Here is a 17876-nt window from a genome sequence, read left to right as displayed (position 1 = left end):
TGACCGGCGCGTTGACCCCGTATTCGCCCAGACCATGCGGGAACTGTTCCATCTGAACGAACCGCTGATCGTCCGGTACGGCTACTACATCCGGGACATCTTCACCGGAGACTTCGGAATGACCTTCCGGGGTCTGCCCGTGTCCACCATTTTCGAGGGTAAATTCCAGGTCACCCTCAACCTCTCCCTGATGGCCCTCGCGATTGAGGCCGTCGTGGGAATCGGGCTCGGCCTCATCGCCGCCCTCCGCCGCGGCCGGTGGTCGGACACGGGGATCCTGGCCGTCACGCTCATGCTCGTCTCCATCCCGACGCTGGTGAGCGGCTTCGTGCTGCAGCTGGTGCTGGGTGTGCAGCTGAAGAAGTCGACCGGCATCGACTTCTTCCCCGTCGCCGGTGTCGCCGAAGGCTGGCGGAGCTATCTCATTCCGGGGGCGGTGCTGGCGGGCACGTCCATCGCGTACCTGACCCGGCTGACCAGAACCAGCCTGATGGAGACGCTGCGGGCGGACTACATCAGGACCGCGATCGCCAAGGGCATGCCACGGCGGCGGGTGCTGGGCAGGCACGCGCTGCGGAACTCGCTGATCCCGCTGGTCACCTATCTGGGCGCCGACCTCGGCACGCTGATGGGCGGCGCGGTCATCACCGAGACGATCTTCAACCTGCCCGGCATCGGTCAGCAGCTGTTCCAGTCCGTCTACCTCCGGGAGAATTCGGTGGTGGTGGGGATTGTGACGGTCCTGGTGCTGGTCTACATTCTGGCCAACCTGATCGTCGACCTGCTGTACGCCGTTCTCGACCCCAGGATCCGCTATGAGTAACTCCACGATCACGGCTTCCCCGGCCGAGAACACCAAGCCGGAGAAGGCCAAGAAGCCCGCCAGCCTCTGGTCGGACGCGTGGTACGACCTGCGGCACAGCAAGGTCTTCCTGTTCGGGGCGGCGCTGGCGCTGCTGCTGGTGATCATCGCGGCCTTCCCGTCGCTGTTCTCGTCGGTGGACGCCTTCAACCCGTCCACCTGCGACCTGTCCAGGGCCAGGGACGGCATCGAGAGCGCGCACTGGTTCGGCAGCGACAACCTGGGCTGCGACACCTACTCGCGAGTCATCTACGGCGCCCGCGTCTCGATCATCGTGGGCATCGTCGCCACCCTGGCCACCTCGATCGTCGGCGGTTTCCTCGGGCTGCTCGCCGGGTTCTACGGCAAGTGGACCGACGTGCTGCTGTCCCGGGTGGCGGAGATCTTCTTCGCCATCCCGTCGATCCTCGGCGCGCTGCTCATCCTGGCCGTGATCGGCCGCGACAACGCGGGCATCGGCAGCGTGGTGCTGGCCCTGTCGGTGCTGGCCTGGCCGCTGGTGCTGCGCATCATGCGGGCCGCGGTGATCACCACCAAGAGCCAGGACTACGTGCTGGCCGCGCGGGCGCTCGGCGCGGGGCCGGTCCGGATCATGGTCCGGCACATCCTGCCGAACGCGGTCGCTCCGGTCATCGTGGTCACCACGATGAACCTGGGCGTGTTCATCGCGGCCGAGGCCGCGCTGTCCTTCCTCGGGGTCGGCATCCAGTCGCCGGACATCTCCTGGGGTCTGATGATCGCGGACTCCCGGAACCGGTTCCTGGAGGCCCCCGCGCCGCTGCTGTTCCCCGCCCTGTTCCTGAGCATCACCGTGCTGGCGTTCGTCATGCTCGGCGACGCCGTACGGGACGCACTCGACCCGAAGCTTCGATAGGAGGTGCCAGAAGTGACGAATCCAGCTCCCGCCGTCGACACGCATCTGCTGCCGGCCGACAGTGGTCCGCCCGGCACCGAGCCGTTGCTCGCGGTCGACAACCTGCACGTGGAGTTCAAGACCCGGCAGGGTCTGGTCCGCGCGGTCAACGGCGTCTCCTACGCGTTGAACGCCGGGGAGACGCTGGCCGTGCTGGGCGAGTCCGGGTCCGGCAAGTCGGTGACCGCGCAGGCGATCATGGGCATTCTGGACATGCCGCCCGCGCGCATCCCGAAGGGCGAGATCCGGTTCCGCGGCACCGACTTGCTCAAGCTGTCGGAGAGTGCCAGGACCCAGATCCGCGGCCAGCAGATCGCGATGGTCTTCCAGGACGCGCTGTCCGCGCTCAACCCGGTGTTCACCGTCGGCTGGCAGATCGCCGAGATGTTCCGGGTGCACCGCGGCCTGCGCAAGAAGGCGGCGTACGCCAAGGCCATCGAGCTGATGGACCGGGTCCGCATCCCGGCCGCGAGGCAGCGGGTGAACGACTACCCGCACCAGTTCTCCGGCGGTATGCGGCAGCGCATCATGATCGCCATGTCGATCGCGCTGGACCCCGACGTCCTGATCGCGGACGAGCCGACCACGGCGCTGGACGTGACCGTGCAGGCCCAGATCATGGAACTGCTGGCCGAGCTCCAGCGCGAGTCCAACATGGCCATGATCCTGATCACCCACGACCTCGGCGTGGTCGCCGACGTGGCCGACAAGATCGCGGTCATGTACGGCGGCCGCATCGTCGAGAACGCCCCCGTGCACGACGTGTACAAGAACCCGGCCCACCCCTACACCAAGGGCCTGCTGGAATCGATCCCCCGGGTCGACCAGAAGGGCCAGGAGCTGTACGCGATCAAGGGCCTGCCCCCCAACCTGCTCGACATGCCGAGCGGCTGCGCCTTCCACCCGCGCTGCCCGTTCCGGCAGGACGACTGCGTAACCGACGTGCCCCCGTTGCACGCGATCAGTGGCACCCGCAGCAGCGCCTGCCACTACTGGAGGGAGGTCCTCGATGGCGTCGAACGGTGAGCCCATCCTGCAGGTCCGCGACCTGGTCAAGCATTTCCCGCTGAACCAGGGCATCGTGGTGAAGCGGCAGATCGGCGCGATCAAGGCGGTGGACGGGGTCTCCTTCGACCTGCACCGCGGCGAGACGCTGGGCATCGTGGGCGAGTCGGGCTGCGGCAAGTCCACGCTGGCCAAGCTGCTGATGGCGCTGGAGACGCCGACCTCGGGCTCGGTGCGGGTGGCCGGGAACGACCTGGCCCACGCGAAGGGCGCGGAGCTGAAGCGGATCCGGCGCAACATCCAGATGGTGATGCAGGATCCGTACACCTCGCTGAACCCGCGGATGACCGTGGGCGACATCGTCGGGGAGCCGTTCGAGATCCACTCCGAGGTGGCGCCGAAGGGCGACCGGCGGAAGAAGGTGCAGGACCTGCTGGAGGTGGTCGGGCTCAACCCCGATCACATCAACCGGTATCCGCACCAGTTCTCCGGCGGTCAGCGGCAGCGCATCGGCATCGCGCGCGGCCTGGCGTTGCAGCCGGAGATCATCGTCTGCGACGAGCCGGTGTCGGCGCTGGACGTGTCCATCCAGGCGCAGGTGATCAACCTGCTGGAGCGGCTGCAGAACGAGTTCGACCTGGCCTACATCTTCATCGCGCACGACCTGTCGGTGGTCCGGCACATCTCGGACCGGGTCGCGGTGATGTATCTGGGCAAGATCGTGGAGATCGGCAAGGACACCCAGATCTACGACCGGCCGACGCATCCGTACACGCAGGCGCTGCTGTCGGCGGTGCCGGTGCCGGATCCGGAGGGGCGGGAGAACCGGGAGCGGATCATTCTGCAGGGGGATCCGCCGTCGCCGGCGAATCCGCCGTCGGGGTGCCGGTTCAGGACCCGCTGCTGGAAGGCTCAGGAGATCTGCGCGGAGGAGGAGCCGCTGCTCCAGATCCGCCCGGGGGCCGACCATCCGAGCGCGTGTCACTTCGCCGAGGTGCATGACGTGGTGCACGCCAGTTAGTGCGAAGAAGGGCCTCCACCCGGCGGGTGGAGGCCCTTCTTGTCGCGGTCTCGGTACTAGTCGAGGACGGTCACCCGCAGCGGGGCGTCCTTGGTGAGGTCGCCAACCGCGCCGGTGACGCCGCTCAGCGGGCTGCCGCTGCCGCCAAGCAGGCCGGTGACGGCGCCGAGCGGGTTGCCGCCGCCACCCAGCAGGCCGCCAAGCAGACCGCCCAGCAGGTCGCCGCCACCACCGCCACCGCCGAGCAGGCCGCCGAGCAGGTCGCTGATCGGGTCGCCCTGGCGCATGGCGGCCGAGTCGGCGGACGCGATCGCGGCGGGGCCGAGAGCGAGCAGGCCGGCGCAGGCAGAGGTGACGAGAATACGGCGGATCATATGTATTTCCCCCCGGAAGGAACCCGCTAACGGGTCACAGGATGATTACTCTGTGTAATCAGCCTTCGTTATACCCCTCCTGGAGCGGCCTAACATGACGGCTGGTCATGTTCTGGCAATGATCGCGGAGCCGTGGCCAAAGAGACCTTGGGTCGCCGCCAGCCCGATCCTTGCCGAGTCGACCTGGCGGGCGCCCGCCGTGCCGCGCAGCTGCCAGGTGAGCTCGCAGAGCTGGGCCAATGCCTGGGCGGGGATGGCCTCGCCGAAGGAGGCCAGGCCGCCGGACGGGTTGACCGGCCGCTTCCCGCCGAGCGCGGTCTCGCCGGATCTGAGCAGCTGGGCCGCCTCGCCGCGCGGGCACAGCCCGGCGTCCTCGCACCAGTCGAGTTCCAGCGCGGTGGACAGGTCGTAGACCTCGGCCAGGGACAGCTCTTCGGGGCCGATCCCGGCCTCCTCGTAGGCGGCGCGGATCAGGGCGGTCTTGAAGCCGTGCTCCGGCTGGGGGACGGTCTCGGAGGCGATCATCGGGAGGTCCAGGTCGGCCTGGGGAAAAGTCGGGGTGACGGTGGAGACCGCCGCGATGGTGACCTGGCGGCCGCCGTGCCTGCGGGCGTACGCGGGTGAGCAGAGCACCACGGCCGCGCCGCCGTCGGAGGTGGCGCAGATGTCCATCAGGCGGAGCGGGTCGGCGACCATGGGGGAGGTCAGCACCTGTTCTGTGGTGACCTCGGCGCGGTAGCGGGCGTTCGGGTTGCGGGCGCCCGCGCGGGCGTTCTTGACCTTGACGGCGGCGAAGTCGGCGGGGGTGTCGCCGTAGCGAGCCATCCGGCGGCGGGCGTAGAGGGCGAAGTAGGCCGGGTTGGTGGCGCCGAGCAGGCGGAAGCGTAGCCAGTCCCGGTCGTCGGGGCGGTCGCCGCCGACGGGCTTGAAGAAGCCCTTCGGGGTGGTGTCGGCGCCGACCACGAGGGCGACGTCGCAGAGTCCGGCGAGGATCCTGGCCCTGGCGATGTCCAGGGCCTGCGCGCCGGACGCGCAGGCGGCGTAGCAGGAGGCGATGCTCGCGCCGTTCCAGCCCAGGGCCTGGGCGAAGGTGGCGCCGGCGACGAAGCCGGGGTAGCCGTTCCTGATGGTGTCCGCGCCGACGACGTACTGGATGTCGGTCCAGTGCAGGCCGGCGTCGGCGAGGGCGGCGCGGGCGGCGGCGACGCCGTACTCCTGGAAGGGCTTGCCCCATTTGCCCCAGGGGTGCAGGCCGACGCCCAGCACGACGACGCTCATCGGGGGGCTCCCCACATCCAGATCAGCGGGCCGTCGGCGAGCGGGCCGCTGGTGAGTTCCAGGGTCATGCCGACGCGCAGGTCGGCCACGGTCAGGTCGCGCACCTGGCCGAGCACCACCAGGCCGTCCAGCTCGACGGCGGCCAGGGTGACCGGCCGGTACGGCTCCGCCGCCGCGAACGGCGGGGGCGGCGGGTAGCAGGCGTTCGTGTACGACCAGAGGGTGCCGGTGCGCGACAGCCGTACCGGTGCTGGAATGGTTCCCGCGCAGCGGGGATGGCCGCAGGACGGGCGTGGCGGGAAGGCGATTGTGCCGCAGTCGCCGCAGCGGGAGCCGAGCAGGTAGGTCAGGCCGTCCTCGATCAGGAACCAGCCGTCGATCGCCAGCATGCGTCGATTCTGACACAAGCGCTTGTTCGGTTCACCTGGTCACCGCCACCCGGGCCACCATCACCGCCACCAGCACCAGCAGCGCGATGCCGATCAACCGCCGGGAATCATCGTCGTGCACCCGGAAGTGGGCGTGCCTGGGGACGGCGGCCAGCGGGACCCGATGCAGGCCCTCCGCCGCGAGCAGCGCGCCCCGCGCGTTCGCGATCCCGTGCCCGTACGCGGCGGACTGCCCCGCGGGCGGGCGGTGCGCGCCGCGCTGGATCGCCTGCCGGACCTCCAGCGCGCTCAGCGCCGGATAGCGGGATCTGACCAGTGCCGCCACCCCGGCCACGAACGCCGCCGCCGAACTCGTGCCGTCCGCGACCAGGTAGGAGCCCGGCCCGTCGGCGCTCACGATCCCGGTCCCCGGGGCGACCACCGACAGGTAGGCGTGCCGGTTGGAGAAGGGCGCGCGGCGCAGTCGCTCGTCCACCGCGCCGACGGCCATCACGCCCGGGTAGCCCGCCGGGAAGTTGCGCCGGTTCGCGCCCGCGCCGTCGTTGCCCGCCGACGCGATCAGGACCACGCTCTTGGTCAGCGCGTAGCGGACCGCGTCCTCCTCCTCGGGGGAGCCCTCGTAGGAGCCTTCGCCGCCGCCCAGGGACATGTTGATGACCTGGGCGCCGTGGTCCACCGCGTACCGGATGCCGCGGGCCACCGCGAGCCGGGTGCGGGCGTGCACCTGGGCGTCGGCGCGCTCGGGGTCGTCGTTCTCCAGCACCACCCGCACCGACAGGATGCGGGCCTCCGGAGCCACCCCCAGCACGCCGGACGCCTGGCCCGCGCCGTGGCCGTGCCCGGCGATCAGGCTGGCCATCGCGGTGCCGTGCCGCCCGGACCCCGTGTCGGCGGCTCCGGTCAGGTCGGGGCCCCGGTCGACCACCCCGGTCAGGTCGGGGTGGCGCGGGTCCACTCCAGTGTCCAGGACCGCCACGGTCACCCCGGCGCCCCGGCTGAGCTGCCAGGCGTCCTGGACGTCCATCGCCCGCAGCGGCCACTGGCGGCCACGCGCGCTCTCGGCGAGCCCGTCCTTCGGCCACGGTGCGGCCGCCGCCCCCGTCACCAGACAGGCGGCCAGACACGTGGGGAGCACCCCGAGCAGCAGCAATCTCATCGGCCGCTCCCTTGGATCTTTGGCAAGATTCTGGCACGCGTTCAGTGATTCAATCTGACGTTTCCGTGAACAGTCCGATACGTACGGTTATGGGGGATAGGCCCTCTTGGTCGTCCCGGCGGCCGGGCTACCATGGGAGCCCTTGCCCCTGCCCCGAGGGGGACGTAGTGGATGAATTATCCGAGCGGGACCGGCAGATCCTCGAATTCGAGAACCAGCGGTGGCGCTACCCCGGCGCCAAAGAACAGGCGATCAAGGACACCTTCGGCCTCTCCACCACCCGCTACTACCAGCTGCTGGGCGAGCTGATCGGCCGCCCGGAGGCGCTCGCCGCCGACCCCGCGCTGGTCAACCGCCTGCTCCGGCTGCGCGGTGGCCGTCGCCGCGACCGGGCCGCCCGCCGCGGTGGCGATTCCGGCTAGACCCGTACGCTTGGCAGTGTCGGCACGATCAAGGGGGAACCGTGCAAGTCGCAGGAATCACCGTGCGTACCGATGTCGGCGCGATCGGCCTGTCCACCATCCTGGACGATCCCGGCGGCGCCGTGATCGCCCTCGACTTCGACGGCACGCTGGCCCCGATCGTGGCCGATCCGTCGGCCGCCTGGATCGACCCGGGCGCGCCCGCCGCGCTGATCCGGCTGGCCGGTCAGGTCAACCGGGTCGCGATCATCACCGGCCGCCCGCCGAGCACCGCGATCGCGCTCGGCGACACCCCGGCCGGGCCCGACCTGATCGACGTGCCGAACCTGCTTATCCTCGGCCACTACGGCCTGGAGCGCTGGGAGGGCGGCGAGGTCGTCGCGCCCCCGCACCCGGCCGGTCTGGAGCTGGTACGGAACGAGCTCCCCGCCCTCCTCGCCTCGCTGGGCCCGGAGGCCGACGGGGTGAAGATCGAGGACAAGGGGCGGGCGGTGGCCGTGCACACCCGCAACTGCGCCGACCCTGACGCCGTCCTGGACGAACTGCGCGAACCGGTGGCCCAGCTGGCCGAACGGGCCGGCCTGGTGGTCGAACCCGGGCGGAAGGTCCTGGAACTGCGCGGGCCCGGCATGGACAAGGGCCGCGCGCTCCGCGAGCTGCTCACCGAGACCTCCGCGCGCTCGGTCATGTTCATCGGCGACGACCTCGGGGACCTGGCCGCCTTCGCCGCGGTCGCCGAGGCCGACATTCCGGGTGTGCGGGTGTGCAGCGGCTCCGCCGAGGTCACCGAGCTGGCCGAGAACGCCGACCTGGTGGTGGACGGGCCGCCCGGCGTGGTCGCCCTGCTGGAAACACTCGGCAAGTCGATTACAAGCCGGGATCAGTAACCTCTGGGCATGCTGAAACGAACGATTCTGGTATTAGCGTGCGGTCTCGCGCTGGTCGCGGCGGTGCCCGCCCCCGCCTCGGCCGCGACGACCAAACCGCTGCACCTGCGCAAAGGTCTCACGCTGACCATTCCGAAGGCGTGGAAGGTCTACAAGGTGCGCCCCGACTGGACCCGCGTGGTCACCGGCTCCTGCCCGGCGCAGACCGGTTTCCGGGACTCCGGCTGCCGGAGCTTCTGGGTGCTCGGCCCGGCCGCCATCAAACTCGGCCACGAGGGCTTCTCGGCGTACGAGCCGAGCCGGCCATTCTACCCGGCCAGCGACGTCGGGCCCTGCCCGTACGACCGGAAACTGTGGATCGGCGAGTTCAAGATGGCCGCCAAGGGCCTGCGCCAGATCGGACCCGGCCACAAGGCGCACTACCGGGACTGGAAGGCCGAGTGCCGGAGCAATGCCACCGTGAAGGGCTACTTCCACCAGCGGGAGTGGTTCCTGCCCAGTTCGAAGATCCTGATCGTGGACCAGTGGCGGACCGCCGGGCTGGCCACCATCCTCAAGCGGGCCGCCTGGAACTGAACACCGCGCCGATGGCCAGCCCGATCAGCGCCGGAGCCAGCAGGAACGCGGTGTGGGTGCCGAACCCGTCGCCGAGCGCGCCCAGCACCAGCGGGCCCGCGCCCGAGCCGACCCCGGCCCACACCGACGCAGCCCCGGACGCCTGGTCGGGCCGCCCGCCGGACGCCTTGATCACCAGGCTCAGCGCCATCGGGAACTGGACCGCGATGCCGAGCCCGCTGACCACCAGCCCCGCGTACGCGAGGACCGGGATGGTGCTGGTCCAGAACAGCGCCCAGCCGGTGAGCGACAGCAGCAGCGCGCCGACCAGCATCACGTGCACCGGGAAGCGCAGCGCCAGCCGCGCGCCGGTGAAGCGGCCGACGGCGACGCCGACCAGCATCGCGCTCAGCCCGGTGGTCGCCGCAGCCGGGCTCAGCCCGGCCCGCTGGCCGAGCAGTTCGGCCGCCCACAGGTTGAACGAGAACTCCAGCGCCACGCAGCAGAGCAGGGTCAGGCAGGCTAGGTGGAAACCCCACCCGAAGGGCACCCGCGGCGCGCCGGCCGCCACCACCGGCGCCGGCTCGCGCTCGGGCACCCAGACCCGGAACATGACCAGCGCCAGCAGCACCGAGAGCACGATCGGCACGTACAGCGCCGCCCGCCAGCCCAGCCACGTGCCGGCCAGCAGGCTGAAGGAGTACGACGCCACGATGCCGGGCAGCACGCCGACCGCGTTGGCCTCGCTGATCGCGGCCGGACCGGCCGGGCCGTGGTGATCGCTGAGCACGGCCATCGCGGTGTACAGGGTGATCGCCGCCATGCCGCTGGCGATCGAGTAGCCCAGCAGCGTGTACGGCAGGCTGTCGCCGAGCGCGACCAGCAGCATGCCCACGTCCATGCCGACGATCCCCACCCACACGGCGGCCCGGCGGCCGATCCTGAGGGTGATCAATGGCAGGGCCAGGCCGGTGATGATCGAGCCGACGGCCATGCCGGTGCCGTGCAGGCCTGCGACCGCCTGGGTGAGGTCGAACTCGTCGCGGATGATGGGGAGCGCGGCCGACAGGCCGTACAGGTAGGTGGCGAAGGTGGCGAGTATCAGGTAGATCAGCCAGGTCGGCCGATCGCGCGTGAACGTGATAGCCGATGTACTCGTCGTCACCAGTTGTCCCCTGATTAGTCAAATATCAGGGCAAAAGTATCAGGCGAGTGCGCGGAGCTGGTCGGCGAACCAGAGCTGCGGCGGGAGCGCCGTGGCGGCCGCGCGCAGCCGGGTCGCCCGGTTCGTCCGCTCATCCTCCGGCATCACCAGCGCGTCGTGCAGCGCGGTCGCCGTGCCCGACACGTCGAACGGGTTGACCAGCAGCGCGTCCGCCCCCAGTTCGGCCGCCGCGCCCGCCTCCCTGGACAGCACCAGCGCGCACCGCGGCGACAGGATCGGGCCCTCCTTGGCGACCAGGTTCATGCCGTCCCTGATCGGATTGACCAGCAGCACGTCCGCCAGCCGGTAGGCGGCCAGCGAGCGCGGATAGTCGTCCTCCATGTGCAGGATGAGCGGATCCCAGTCGTCGGTGCCGTACTCGTCCTCGATCTCCTTGGCGCAGCGCTGCACGGCCGCCGTGTACTCCCGGTATTCCGGCAGGTCGTGCCGGGACGGGTAGGCGAACGCCAGATGCACCACCTTGCCGTGCCATTCCGGATGCGCCGCCAGGAACTCCCGGTAGGCGGCCATGCCCCGGACGATGTTCTTCGACAGCTCGGTCCGGTCGATCCGGACGATCAGCCGCCGGTCGCCGACCTGCTCCTTGATCACTTGCAGGTGCGACTCCACGTCCGGCTCGGCCGCCCGCGCCCGCAGCGCGGGCCCGTCCACCCCGAGGGCGTGCACCCCGATGCGCGTGGTCCTGTCCTGGTAAGTCACGTTACGGCGGTCGCGATCCACCCGCGCCCCCAGGATGACCTCGCAGCAGGACACGAACGCGTCCGCCCAGCGCGCCGTCAGGAACCCGGCGTGATCGGCGCCCAGCAGGCCCTCCAGGATCTCCACCGCCACCTCGTCAGGCAGGACCGAGAAGTACTCCGGCGGTGCCCACGGGGTGTGCGAGAAATGCGCGATCCGCAGGTCGGGGCGCTCCACCCGGAGCATCGCCGGGGTCAGGCTGAGATGGTAGTCCTGGATCATCACCCGGGCCTCGTGGCCCGCCTCCTCGGCCAGGGCCAGCGCGAACGCGCCGTTGTAGTCCTGGTAGGACTCCCACTCCCGCTGGAACCTGCCGTCGAAATGCGGGGTGAACGGAGAGTTGTAGAGCAGGTGACTGACGAACCAGAGCGTCGAGTTGGCCACCGCGTTGTAGGCCCGGTGGAAGACCGCCGGGGCGATCTCCAGCATCCGCAGCGGCCCGGTGTCGTAGCCGGCCCCGTCCAGCCGCCCGCCGGGGGCCAGCCGGACCGCGCTGCGGTCGCCGTCCGAGAGCGCCGCGCAGACCCACAGCAGGTCGGAGTCGCGGGCCACCTCGGACAGGCCGGAGACCAGGCCGCCGCCGCCCCGGCGCATGGTGAGCGCGCCGTCCTCGGACAGCGTGAACGAGACGGGACCGCGATTGGAGGCGATCAACGTTGAGCTCACTAGTGGCACACCCCACGATGCCGGAGACATTAATAAAGTCTGTCCTCGGCAATAGGATGTCAGGAAAACACTCCGGCGCTCGATGCGGCCCGGCGGGTCGCGCCGGGGCCCCGGCGATGCGAGATCTTGGGAGCCTGTCGACAATGGCGCTGGACGAGATCACCGAGGAGCTGGCGACCACGGCCGCCGGAGGCGATCATGGCGCGCTGGGGGAGCTGCTGCGGCGGATCGAACCCGACGTGCTGCGGCACTGCGAACGCCTGCTGCCCTACCGGCAGGACGCCGAGGAGGCGTGTCAGGACACGCTGCTCGCGGTGGCGCGCAACATCGCCAGGTTCGAGGGGCGGTCCCGGTTCAGCACCTGGCTGCACATCGTCACGGCGAACTGCGCGCGGACGACGTACCGGTCGTTGAAGCGGCGGGCGGCCGAGCAGACCTCCGAGGAATTGCCCGACCACCGTCCCGACCCGCGCCGGGTGAGCGTGATCGCCGGATCCCGGCTGGATCTGCTCGACGCGATGGAGTCACTGGAGTACGAGAAGCCGGAACTGGCCGCCGCACTGGTGCTGCGGGACATCGTCCAGCTCGACTACGCGCAGGTCGCCGAGCAGCTGGGCATCCCGCTGGGCACCGCCAAGTCCCGCATCCACCAGGCACGGAAGTACATCCAGTCCGCCCTTGGGGATGCGTATCTCGGCAAGTGAGGCCGCGCCGGTGTCTGGACTGAGGAACGCAGGGGAGCGCAGCGACCCGGAGAGACGAGGGAAGACATCGGCTCTAGGCGGCCGAACCGTCTCGCGGAGCGAGACAAGTCCAGAGCGTGAGACGGCTTTCATGACAGGAGGGGCGTCGGGGTACAGTCGTTGCGACAACTGAATATTGCTCATCCAGAGGGGTGGAGGGACCGGCCCTGCGAAGCCCCGGCAACCATTTCGATTGCGCTCGTGACATGGCGAGGCCGATCGGAACAGGTGCCAATTCCGGCCTGTGACCAGGGTGGTCGCAGGCGAAGATGAGGGAAAGGCCTCGCTTCATGGCGCTTAGCACCGACTTCGGCCCCGCAACCGCTCTCTCCTGCCGCGAATGCGGAACCCGCTTTGACGTCGGCCCCAATTTCGCGTGTATCGAGTGTTTCGGGCCACTTGAGGTGGCGTACGAGTTCGGGAACGTGACCCGCGCGGACATCGAATCAGGTCCGACCAATATCTGGCGGTACCGTGGCCTGCTGCCCGTACCGGACGATGTCGCGACCAAGCCCAACCTGCAGCCCGGCTGGACCAAGCTCGTGAAGGCCGACAACCTGGCCGGCGAGCTCGGGATGCGCTCGCTCTACGTTAAGGACGACTCCGGCAACCCCACCCACTCCTTCAAGGACCGGGTGGTGGCCATCGCCGTCGAGGCGGCCCGGAATTTCGGCTTCAGCACGCTCTCCTGTTCCTCGACCGGAAACCTGGCGGGCGCCGTCGGGGCGGCGGCGGCGCGGGCGGGGCTGGACTCGTGTGTGTTCGTGCCCGCGAACCTGGAAGAGGCCAAGATCGTCGTGGCGTCGGTCTACGGCGGGCGGCTGGTCGGGATCGACGGGACCTATGACGAGGTCAACCGGTTCTGCTCGGAGCTCATCGGGGATGAGCTCGGGGAGAAGTGGGGGTTCGTCAACGTGAACCTGCGGCCGTATTACGCGGAGGGGTCCAAAACTCTGGCGTACGAGATAGCCGAGCAGTTGGGGTGGCGCATTCCGGATCAGATCGTCATTCCGGTCGCGTCGGGGTCGCAGCTGACCAAGATCGACAAGGGGTTCAAGGAGCTCATCAGGCTCGGGCTGGTCGAGGAGAAGGAGTACCGGATCTTCGCTGCCCAGGCCACCGGGTGCGCGCCGGTGTCGGCGGCGTACAAGGCCGGGCACGACGTGGTCCAGCCGGTCAGGCCGGACACCATCGCCAAGTCGCTGGCGATCGGGAACCCGGCCGACGGGCCGTACGTGCTGGACATCGCGCGGCGGACCGGCGGCGCGGTGGAGGACGTCTCCGACCGCGAGATCGTCGCCGCCGTCCGGCTGCTGGCCAGGACCGAGGGCGTGTTCGCGGAGACCGCCGGCGGCGTGGTCCTCGGCGTCACCCAGAAGCTGCTGGAGAACGGCAAACTCGACCCCGACGCGGAGACGGTGATCCTCAACACGGGCGAAGGCCTCAAGACCCTGGACGCCGTCTCGGCCGAGGCCCGTCCGGCGGCGGTTATCCGCCCGTCCCTCGACGCATTTCGTACGGCTTTCGCTAACTAACTGATTCCGAGCAACGAAAGAGGGCGGCCAAATGAGTGTTTCGGTGCGGATTCCGACGATTCTCCGAACGTACACGGGGGGCGCGGCCGAGGTGGCCGGCGAGGGCGGCACGCTCCGCGAGGTTCTGGCCAAGCTGGATGCGGACTTCCCCGGCATCGGAGCCCGGATCCTGGATGAATCGGGCAAGATCCGGCGTTTTGTCAACGTCTACGTCGGGGAAGAGGACGTCCGATTCTCCGCCGGACTGGACACTTCGACGCCTGAGGGCGCACAGATTTCGGTGATCCCGGCGGTCGCCGGGGGCTGACCTCGCACGCTCCCTGCACACCCACGCACTCCTACAGTGCGTGGGTGTTTCCGTGTTGACATGGGGTTCTATCGTTATCGAAGCTTAATCGGTGCTATGGCATATGGTGCATTTCTCGACTTTGTAATCACAAATCCAAAATCCGGCCTTCTTGGAAGGGCGTAGGCGCGCAATCGAAGTGCGGATTGACTCTGTTGTCCCACGGCTTGCTACAGGTATGGTCGAGAACGATCGACGTGGCCGGAGAGAAGGTAATCTCTTCGGCTCGAAAGGTCACGGACCATGCGGTGGAATGGGTATGGTCCGTCGCCAGCCCAGCAAGAGGAGTCGGAAAGTGGCGCAGGGCACCGTCAAATGGTTTAACGCGGACAAGGGCTACGGCTTCATCGCGGTAGACGGTGGTAAGGACGTTTTCGTCCATTACTCGGCAATCATGATGGACGGCTACAAGGCCCTTGAGCAGGGCCAGCGAGTGGAGTTCGACATCACCCAGGGTCAGAAGGGCCCGCAGGCGGAGGCTGTCCGGACCGTCTGATCCAGGCAACGACGAGAGAGCCCGGGAAAAGCCGCGTGGGGCGGCCCCCGGGCTCAGTCGTGTCTACTGGCCGCGCCTCCCGCGCGGCGGGCTTGGCCGCTGGGGAGCCTGTGTCTTCCCTCCTCTCTCCGGTCGCTGCGCTCCCTGCGTTCGTCAGTCCAGACACAGGCGCGGCCAAGCCGGGGTACGACTTATGGGGCGGAGATTGCCCTTGTGGCTTTGGGGGAAGTCGCTGACCACTGTCGACTGTGAGGGCATGTTGCTGCGGAGATTGCCTTTGGTGGCCTTCGGTGGGGGTTGGGGGCCTGAGAGGTCGGAGCGGGCGCGGTGAAGGCGAGGGAGAGTCGGGGGGAAGTAGGGGGGAGAGGGGTGGGGGTAGATTTGCGCTGGTGGGGATATATCGGTACAGGTCAGGATGGCTTCCGGTTGCACTCGCACGGGGAGAGTGCTAAACAGTTGGTTGGCACTCGCATGCTGGGAGTGCCAATAAACGGGATCGGGACGACGGGGTTCGCCGAAGGGATATGCGGCCCCATGCCGTCGCGGGCGTCGGCTCGGTCCGCTGAAGCCACCCTCTACTGGGAGGTCTAGCCTTATGGCAGCCAAGATGATCGCGTTTGACGAGGACGCCCGGCGCGGTCTTGAGCGCGGTATGAACCAGCTCGCCGACGCCGTCAAGGTGACCTTGGGCCCGAAGGGCCGCAACGTCGTGCTGGAGAAGAAGTGGGGCGCTCCCACGATCACCAACGATGGTGTGTCCATCGCCAAGGAGATCGAGCTTGAGGACCCGTGGGAGAAGATCGGGGCCGAGCTGGTCAAGGAAGTCGCCAAGAAGACCGATGACGTCGCGGGTGACGGCACCACCACGGCCACCGTGCTCGCGCAGGCTCTGGTGCGCGAGGGTCTGCGCAACGTAGCCGCCGGCGCGAACCCGATGTCCCTGAAGAAGGGCATCGAGGCCGCCGTGGAGCGGGTCAGCGAGGAGCTCTCCAAGCTGGCCAAGGATGTGGAGACCAAGGAGCAGATCGCCTCCACCGCCTCCATCTCCGCGGGTGACACCGAGATCGGCGAGCTGATCGCCGAGGCGATGGACAAGGTCGGCAAGGAAGGCGTCATCACCGTCGAGGAGAGCAACGCCTTCGGGCTGGAGCTCGAGCTCACCGAGGGTATGCGCTTCGACAAGGGCTACAACTCGGGTTACTTCGTGACCGACCCCGAGCGCATGGAGGCGGTCCTGGAGGACCCCTACATCCTCGTGGTCAACTCCAAGGTCTCGGCCAACAAGGACCTGCTGCCCCTGCTCGACAAGGTCGTCCAGGCCGGCAAGCCGCTCCTGATCATCGCCGAGGACGTCGAGGGCGAAGCCCTCGCCACCCTGGTGGTCAACAAGATCCGCGGCCTGTTCCGCTCGGTCGCGGTGAAGGCGCCCGGTTTCGGGGACCGTCGTAAGGCCATGCTGGGCGACATCGCCACCCTCACCGGTGGTCAGGTCGTCAGCGAGGAAGTCGGTCTCAAGCTGGAGAACGCCACCCTCGACCTGCTCGGCAAGGCCCGCAAGGTGGTCGTCACCAAGGACGAGACCACCATCGTGGACGGCGCCGGCGACGCTGAGGCGATCGCGGGCCGGGTCAACCAGATCCGTGCCGAGATCGAGAACACCGACTCCGACTACGACCGTGAGAAGCTCCAGGAGCGCCTGGCCAAGCTCGCGGGCGGCGTGGCCGTCATCAAGGCGGGCGCGGCCACCGAGGTCGAGCTCAAGGAGCGCAAGCACCGCATCGAGGACGCCGTCCGCAACGCCAAGGCGGCTGTGGAAGAGGGCATCGTCCCCGGCGGCGGCGTGGCGCTGCTCCAGGCCAGCGCGAAGGCTTTCGACAAGCTGGAGCTGTTCGGCGACGAGGCCACCGGTGCCGCGATCGTGCGCAAGGCGCTCGAGGAGCCCCTCAAGCAGATCGCGATCAACGCCGGCCTCGAAGGCGGCGTCGTGGTGGAGAAGGTTCGCAACCTCACCCCCGGTGAGGGCCTGAACGCGGCCACCGGCGAGTACGTGAACATGTTCGAGTCGGGCATCATCGACCCCGCCAAGGTCACCCGCTCGGCACTGCAGAACGCCGCTTCCATCGCGGCCCTGTTCCTGACCACCGAGGCCGTCATCGCCGAGAAGCCGGAGAAGAACCCCGCTCCGGCCGGCGGCGGCATGCCCGGCGGCGGAGACATGGACTTCTAAGTCCACCCCTCCCACGATCAGGCGGTCCCCACCGGGACCGCCTTTTTGTGTCCCCCAGCGTTTGTGTTACCCCAGCGCTCTGACGACCCACGCTTGTGCCACTCGGTCTGACCCAACGGCTTGTTTCACTCGGCTCGTTCACCGCTTTGGTTCACACAAGCGGCCCACGCATCGTGTTCACACGAGCGGTTTGACCCACCGCCCCCACTGGGCCTGCCGCCGATAACCCGCCGCCTGCCAGGCATGATGCGCGAGCTCATTGTCATGCAGAACCATGGCGTCCACCCGGAACGCGGCAAACCCAGAGAACCGCTCTTCCGCCGCCTCGATCAACGCGCCCCCGATCCCCCGCCGCCGGAACTCCACCGCCACCGCGAGCCGATACAGATGCGCCCGCCACCCATCCCACCCGGCGATCAACGTCCCAACCATCCGCCCACCGATCTCAGCGATCAGAAGCGCCTCGGGATCACGCTCAATCAGGGCAACCACTTTGTTCGGGTCGTCCCGCCGATCGGTCCCCTCCGCCGCCTCCACCCAGAACTCCAGGATCGCGGGCAAATCAGCCACAGCACCCGACCGAATGACCAACTCAGAATCCTCCACAGCCGGGACCATAGCTCCCGGTTCGCACGCCCTCAAAACCCGGGTCGGAGCTCCCGGTTCCCCCTACCTCAGAACCGGGTTGGCAGCAGCGCCGCACACACGTCGGTGCGACGCACGAGAGCCTCGGGCACACGGTCGTTCTCGCGCACCCAACTGGCGGCCTCCGGGGAAATGTGGCCGAGCACCGTGAGGATCGTGGCGTGGTCCGCGATCAGGTGACGATGATGGATCGGTTCGTAGTGGGCGATGCGATTCCGCAGCTTGCGAAGGTGATAGAGATCCTGGTGAAGCGCTCTCCTGGGTCCCCGGTAACCGGGGAAGGCACGGTGCAAGGCCGGGCGCCAGAGGCGCATGTCGTATCTGTTGCCGCTGCCAAGAAGGCTCGTCCAGAACCCGAACGGCAATTCGGCGATCATATGACCCAGCGTTGGA

20 protein-coding genes and 1 riboswitch are annotated in these 17876 nt (G+C 68.7%); of the genes, 12 read left to right on the top strand and 8 right to left on the bottom strand.

The genetic code is table 11. From position 1 onward, the window contains the following. The 4 genes from Acor_RS37380 to Acor_RS37365 form a co-directional block, all read left to right on the top strand. Positions 1-823 (top strand): ABC transporter permease (locus Acor_RS37380; RefSeq protein ID WP_155341502.1); only part of this gene is annotated, 823 nt, incomplete at its 5' end. Next, a complete protein-coding gene (locus Acor_RS37375; protein WP_155341501.1) occupies positions 816-1736 on the top strand; it encodes an ABC transporter permease in 921 nt (306 codons plus the stop codon). The genes Acor_RS37380 and Acor_RS37375, both read left to right, overlap by 8 nt. Positions 1737-1748: 12 nt before the next feature. Continuing rightward, positions 1749-2801, top strand: a complete 1053-nt coding sequence (locus Acor_RS37370; RefSeq protein WP_422664862.1) for an ABC transporter ATP-binding protein — start codon at positions 1749-1751, stop codon at positions 2799-2801. Continuing rightward, positions 2785-3801 (top strand): ABC transporter ATP-binding protein, encoded by a 1017-nt coding sequence (locus Acor_RS37365; RefSeq protein ID WP_155341500.1) that lies wholly within the window; start codon positions 2785-2787, stop codon positions 3799-3801. The genes Acor_RS37370 and Acor_RS37365 overlap by 17 nt, the downstream gene beginning before the upstream one ends. Before the next feature lie 56 nt (positions 3802-3857). Here the strand turns inward: Acor_RS37365 and Acor_RS37360 are convergent, their stop codons facing one another. The 4 genes from Acor_RS37360 to Acor_RS37345 form a co-directional block, all read right to left on the bottom strand. Then, entirely contained in the window at positions 3858-4175 is a 318-nt protein-coding gene (locus Acor_RS37360; protein ID WP_155341499.1) for a hypothetical protein, read from the bottom strand. Between the two features lie 105 nt (positions 4176-4280). Beyond that, positions 4281-5453 (bottom strand): lipid-transfer protein, encoded by a 1173-nt coding sequence (locus tag Acor_RS37355; RefSeq protein WP_155341498.1) that lies wholly within the window; start codon positions 5451-5453, stop codon positions 4281-4283. Further along, a complete protein-coding gene (locus tag Acor_RS37350) occupies positions 5450-5842 on the bottom strand; it encodes a Zn-ribbon domain-containing OB-fold protein (protein WP_155341497.1) in 393 nt (130 codons plus the stop codon). The genes Acor_RS37355 and Acor_RS37350 overlap by 4 nt, the downstream gene beginning before the upstream one ends. 31 nt (positions 5843-5873) lie before the next feature. Next, entirely contained in the window at positions 5874-6998 is a 1125-nt protein-coding gene (locus Acor_RS37345; protein ID WP_155341496.1) for a S8 family serine peptidase, read from the bottom strand. A 167-nt stretch (positions 6999-7165) separates the two neighbouring features. Here Acor_RS37345 and Acor_RS37340 point away from each other — a divergent pair, with 167 nt between their 5' ends. Genes Acor_RS37340 through Acor_RS37330 form a run of 3 tightly spaced genes read left to right on the top strand, consistent with a single transcriptional unit; the run spans position 7166 to position 8883 of the window. After that, the gene (locus tag Acor_RS37340) at positions 7166-7420 is read left to right on the top strand and encodes a DUF3263 domain-containing protein (RefSeq protein WP_246239648.1); all 255 of its coding nucleotides are present in this window, start codon (positions 7166-7168) and stop codon (positions 7418-7420) included. A gap of 41 nt (positions 7421-7461) precedes the next feature. After that, the gene (gene otsB / locus Acor_RS37335; RefSeq protein ID WP_246239646.1) at positions 7462-8307 is read left to right on the top strand and encodes a trehalose-phosphatase; all 846 of its coding nucleotides are present in this window, start codon (positions 7462-7464) and stop codon (positions 8305-8307) included. A gap of 9 nt (positions 8308-8316) precedes the next feature. Then, positions 8317-8883 carry a hypothetical protein gene (locus Acor_RS37330; RefSeq protein ID WP_155341494.1) on the top strand — a complete coding sequence of 189 codons (567 nt, stop codon included), beginning with the start codon at positions 8317-8319 and terminating at the stop codon, positions 8881-8883. Here the strand turns inward: Acor_RS37330 and Acor_RS37325 are convergent. Further along, on the bottom strand, positions 8861-10027 hold the full coding sequence (locus tag Acor_RS37325) for an MFS transporter (RefSeq protein ID WP_170317278.1): 1167 nt from the start codon (positions 10025-10027) through the stop codon (positions 8861-8863). The two genes, Acor_RS37330 and Acor_RS37325, sit on opposite strands and share 23 nt — an antisense overlap. Before the next feature lie 39 nt (positions 10028-10066). After that, the gene (locus Acor_RS37320) at positions 10067-11491 is read right to left on the bottom strand and encodes an alpha,alpha-trehalose-phosphate synthase (UDP-forming) (RefSeq protein WP_422664861.1); all 1425 of its coding nucleotides are present in this window, start codon (positions 11489-11491) and stop codon (positions 10067-10069) included. 143 nt (positions 11492-11634) lie between these two features. Here Acor_RS37320 and Acor_RS37315 point away from each other — a divergent pair, with 143 nt between their 5' ends. From Acor_RS37315 to groL, 5 genes are all read left to right on the top strand, one after another. Then, complete coding sequence (locus Acor_RS37315; RefSeq protein ID WP_155341491.1) at positions 11635-12195, top strand: RNA polymerase sigma factor; 561 nt, start codon at positions 11635-11637, stop codon at positions 12193-12195. A 176-nt stretch (positions 12196-12371) separates the two neighbouring features. Further along, positions 12372-12510, top strand: a riboswitch (SAM riboswitch). Then, positions 12504-13769: a threonine synthase gene (gene thrC, locus Acor_RS37310; protein ID WP_155341490.1), complete on the top strand. Its 1266-nt coding sequence runs from the start codon at positions 12504-12506 to the stop codon at positions 13767-13769. It overlaps the preceding riboswitch by 7 nt. 31 nt (positions 13770-13800) lie before the next feature. After that, on the top strand, positions 13801-14076 hold the full coding sequence (locus Acor_RS37305) for a MoaD/ThiS family protein (protein ID WP_155341489.1): 276 nt from the start codon (positions 13801-13803) through the stop codon (positions 14074-14076). Between the two features lie 334 nt (positions 14077-14410). Continuing rightward, entirely contained in the window at positions 14411-14611 is a 201-nt protein-coding gene (locus tag Acor_RS37300) for a cold-shock protein (protein ID WP_030452168.1), read from the top strand. 595 nt (positions 14612-15206) lie between these two features. Beyond that, entirely contained in the window at positions 15207-16838 is a 1632-nt protein-coding gene (groL, locus tag Acor_RS37295; RefSeq protein ID WP_155341488.1) for a chaperonin GroEL, read from the top strand. Positions 16839-17015: 177 nt separating this feature from the next. On the opposite strand, the gene Acor_RS37290 is transcribed toward groL, so the two are convergent. Together Acor_RS37290 and Acor_RS43730 are read right to left on the bottom strand one after the other, a co-directional pair. Continuing rightward, a complete protein-coding gene (locus Acor_RS37290) occupies positions 17016-17444 on the bottom strand; it encodes a GNAT family N-acetyltransferase (RefSeq protein WP_246239644.1) in 429 nt (142 codons plus the stop codon). Between the two features lie 68 nt (positions 17445-17512). Continuing rightward, positions 17513-17860 (bottom strand): hypothetical protein, encoded by a 348-nt coding sequence (locus tag Acor_RS43730; protein ID WP_218034731.1) that lies wholly within the window; start codon positions 17858-17860, stop codon positions 17513-17515. Positions 17861-17876 lie beyond the last annotated feature (16 nt).

Source organism: Acrocarpospora corrugata, from assembly GCF_009687845.1.
Lineage (GTDB): Bacteria > Actinomycetota > Actinomycetes > Streptosporangiales > Streptosporangiaceae > Acrocarpospora > Acrocarpospora corrugata.
This window is presented reverse-complemented; position numbering and strand designations above follow the sequence as displayed.

Excerpts from the sequence above, each read along its gene's own strand:
- Acor_RS37365 (WP_155341500.1), top strand. The coding sequence starts at position 2,785 with ATGGCGTCGAACGGTGAGCCCATCCTGCAGGTCCGCGACCTGGTCAAG.
- Acor_RS37345 (WP_155341496.1), bottom strand. The coding sequence starts at position 6,998 with ATGAGATTGCTGCTGCTCGGGGTGCTCCCCACGTGTCTGGCCGCCTGT.
- Acor_RS37330 (WP_155341494.1), top strand. The coding sequence starts at position 8,317 with ATGCTGAAACGAACGATTCTGGTATTAGCGTGCGGTCTCGCGCTGGTC.
- thrC (WP_155341490.1), top strand. The coding sequence starts at position 12,504 with ATGAGGGAAAGGCCTCGCTTCATGGCGCTTAGCACCGACTTCGGCCCC.
- Acor_RS37360 (WP_155341499.1), bottom strand. The coding sequence starts at position 4,175 with ATGATCCGCCGTATTCTCGTCACCTCTGCCTGCGCCGGCCTGCTCGCT.
- Acor_RS37305 (WP_155341489.1), top strand. The coding sequence starts at position 13,801 with ATGAGTGTTTCGGTGCGGATTCCGACGATTCTCCGAACGTACACGGGG.
- Acor_RS37355 (WP_155341498.1), bottom strand. The coding sequence starts at position 5,453 with ATGAGCGTCGTCGTGCTGGGCGTCGGCCTGCACCCCTGGGGCAAATGG.
- Acor_RS37375 (WP_155341501.1), top strand. The coding sequence starts at position 816 with ATGAGTAACTCCACGATCACGGCTTCCCCGGCCGAGAACACCAAGCCG.
- Acor_RS43730 (WP_218034731.1), bottom strand. The coding sequence starts at position 17,860 with ATGATCGCCGAATTGCCGTTCGGGTTCTGGACGAGCCTTCTTGGCAGC.
- Acor_RS37350 (WP_155341497.1), bottom strand. The coding sequence starts at position 5,842 with ATGCTGGCGATCGACGGCTGGTTCCTGATCGAGGACGGCCTGACCTAC.
- Acor_RS37315 (WP_155341491.1), top strand. The coding sequence starts at position 11,635 with ATGGCGCTGGACGAGATCACCGAGGAGCTGGCGACCACGGCCGCCGGA.
- groL (WP_155341488.1), top strand. The coding sequence starts at position 15,207 with ATGGCAGCCAAGATGATCGCGTTTGACGAGGACGCCCGGCGCGGTCTT.